The sequence below is a fragment of the Komagataeibacter kakiaceti JCM 25156 genome (assembly GCF_000613305.1).
In genome coordinates, this window is sequence record NZ_BAIO01000374.1 from 1 (window position 1) to 2,335 (window position 2,335).

The following is a 2,335-nucleotide window of genomic DNA, read 5'->3' on the forward strand; positions in this document are numbered from 1 at the left end:
CACGGCCGCACGCGCCAGGCAGCATGTCGGCCCGGTCATGAGGTGTGCCGCCTGATGGAAAAAAGGCGGCACCGTTGCCGATACCGCCTTCATTTTCTGAGGACAGACGCCGCTTGTGTCACGGACGCACCGTCGCCACCTTCATTTCATACCCCATGACCCGCCACAATATGCCCGCGCTCACGTTTCCATGATCTCACGCTATCGTGGAACGCGGGCTCATTTTTCGGCAAAGGGGTCGAAGTCGCCATCGTTTTCGCGCACGCTCCACCAGCTTGTTCCACTGCTCATAGGCGGGCAGGGATTCGTCGAAGGGGTTTTCGATCAGCGGTTCCCCCTTCGTGGCGGCGGCCTTGCCCTGGGTGAAGGCGTCCTGCGTGTTCTGGTCGGTCATCTCATGGTCTTTCCGGCTTGATCGGTCTGCTAACGCCGCAAGCGTACACCATGCCCATCCCCCGCGCAGCCCCGTGGGGCGAAGGGGGGTGATGCAGCACGCGCAGATGTTGGGGTCAGAGCACCGTGCCGTACGCCACCCTGCGGTCACGCAGCCAGCGCCGGTACGCCACCGACATGCGATCGGCCATGGTGGGCACTTCCGCCCCGCCGGACAGCGGCAGGCGGCGCGGGCGCTGGTTTTCCAGTATGATGCGGTCCTGCAGGAAGATGGTCTGCTGGAACTGGATCAGGTCGGCCTGGGGCGAGACATCGTCAATCAGGAACATGACCGGGTGCGCGCGGCTGCATTCCTGTGTCATGGGCTGCACGAACAGGGTGATGACATCGAAGCGTTCGGGCTGGGTGGGGCAGGTCTTGTACAGCAGCGTCACGAACGGGCCCGCCACGCGGTACAGATATTCGGTCTCGATCCCGCCAGCGGCGGAAAGGGCGGCCTGCGGCTGGTAGAAATGGCAATCCGTGGCCCAGACCTCGTTCCCGTCTTCACGCATTTCTATGGTGTAGCGCGCGACTTCCGTGTCCGGCTCGGCCCCGAGGATGTTGGTGTGGACGAAGGGGAAATGCGCCATGTCGAGGAAATTCTCGACAATGCGCGGGGCGGAGGTCCGCACGGTGAATACGCCGCAGTCCACGATCCTGCGGTCAGGCTCGGCGGATTCGACAATGGCCGGAATATCGCGTCCGGGCGTGCCAAGGCAGGTCCACAGGCAGCCATGGCGCGCCTGCACGGGCAGGGCGCGCCTGTCCGCCACGTCGCAGGCGAAGGGGGCGCCATCGGGGTGGTGGCCAAAGGTGATGTGCCGGTCAAGCAGCATGGTGTCGGTTGGTGTGGCGCGCAGATGCGATAGCGGGCTGATCACATGCCATTCGGACAGAACGGTTTCATCGGCTGGGGTGGTCTGTGTCATGGCCCGGTCCCTGGTTTGCGGTGTGCCATCCATGGCGTCATGGATTGCCGTAACGGAAATGCAATGTTAGCTCCACTCTGGATGGCGCGCCATCCCGTGGCGTGAAAGAATGACGCATGGCGCAGGGCGCGCCCCGCATGGCCTGCGGCACGCCCTGTTCGGGTCGGTGAAAGGGAGCGGGAAGCATATGCACAGATGGCATCCGGTCAGTGTCCTGTCGGATATACGCCGTGGCGAGGTCGCGGGCGTGCGCATTGGCGGGCGCGAGGTGGTGCTGTGGCGCGAGGACAGCGCCGCATCCACCTCCATGCGTGGGAGGACCGCTGCCCGCATCGCGGCATGCGGCTCAGTTTCGGGTTTGTGCGCGGCGACGGGCTGGGTTGTCTGTATCACGGCTGGCAGTTCGGCCCCACCGCGCGGTGCAGGCTGATCCCGGCCCACCCGCAGGTGCGCGTGCCCGCCTCGATCCATGTCGGGGCCTATGGCGTGCGTGAGGCGGATGGTCTGGTCTGGGTCAGTCCGGAAGCGGCGGAGGATTTCCCCCTGCATGACGCGCGGCGGGAGTCCGGGGCCATAACACCGGTGCGCAGCGTGCATGTCCGCGCGGGTGTCACGCATCTGCGCCAGGCGATCGGCGGGGTGGAAAACGCGCCCGTGGTCTGGCATGGCCGCGTCGGCCTGGCGGTGCATGAGCCGGTCGCGGGGCAGGCCATGCTGCATGTGGTGCGGATGGCGGGGGCGGAAGGGCCATCCCCCCTGTTCCTTTCACGCTGGGCCGGACGCCTGCGCGATGCGGTGGAATGTGGGGGCGAGACCGCCCCGGTCATGGGAGAACTGGCGTGAAGATGGATATGGTCCTGTATGACTGGACGCCGGATGTGCGCTGCTATGCCGTGCGTCTTGGCCTGTCGCTCATGGGGGTGGAGTACCGCACGGTCACGGTGGACATGGACCTGCCTGCCGCGCGCGAC

The 2,335-nt window shown here is 65.8% G+C and carries 4 protein-coding genes and 1 pseudogene; 3 read left to right on the forward strand and 2 right to left on the reverse strand.

The genetic code is table 11. The features are described 5' to 3' along the window. Nucleotides 1-196: 196 nt before the first annotated feature. Together JCM25156_RS30010 and JCM25156_RS13975 are read right to left on the reverse strand one after the other, a co-directional pair. Entirely contained in the window at nt 197-394 is a 198-nt protein-coding gene (locus JCM25156_RS30010) for a hypothetical protein (protein WP_199898870.1), read from the reverse strand. Nucleotides 395-509: 115 nt separating this feature from the next. Continuing rightward, nucleotides 510-1,364: an aromatic ring-hydroxylating oxygenase subunit alpha gene (locus JCM25156_RS13975; RefSeq protein WP_025813577.1), complete on the reverse strand. Its 855-nt coding sequence runs from the start codon at nt 1,362-1,364 to the stop codon at nt 510-512. A gap of 109 nt (nt 1,365-1,473) precedes the next feature. On the opposite strand from JCM25156_RS13975, the gene JCM25156_RS31320 reads away from it, so the two are divergent. From JCM25156_RS31320 to JCM25156_RS32405, 3 genes and pseudogenes are all read left to right on the forward strand, one after another. Continuing rightward, nucleotides 1,474-1,794 (forward strand): Rieske (2Fe-2S) protein, encoded by a 321-nt coding sequence (locus JCM25156_RS31320; RefSeq protein ID WP_242402665.1) that lies wholly within the window; start codon nt 1,474-1,476, stop codon nt 1,792-1,794. Continuing rightward, nucleotides 1,704-2,207: a Rieske 2Fe-2S domain-containing protein gene (locus tag JCM25156_RS24600; RefSeq protein WP_242402666.1), complete on the forward strand. Its 504-nt coding sequence runs from the start codon at nt 1,704-1,706 to the stop codon at nt 2,205-2,207. The genes JCM25156_RS31320 and JCM25156_RS24600 overlap by 91 nt, the downstream gene beginning before the upstream one ends. 8 nt (nt 2,208-2,215) lie before the next feature. Then, a pseudogene (locus JCM25156_RS32405) lies at nt 2,216-2,335 on the forward strand (glutathione S-transferase family protein); the annotation flags it as partial.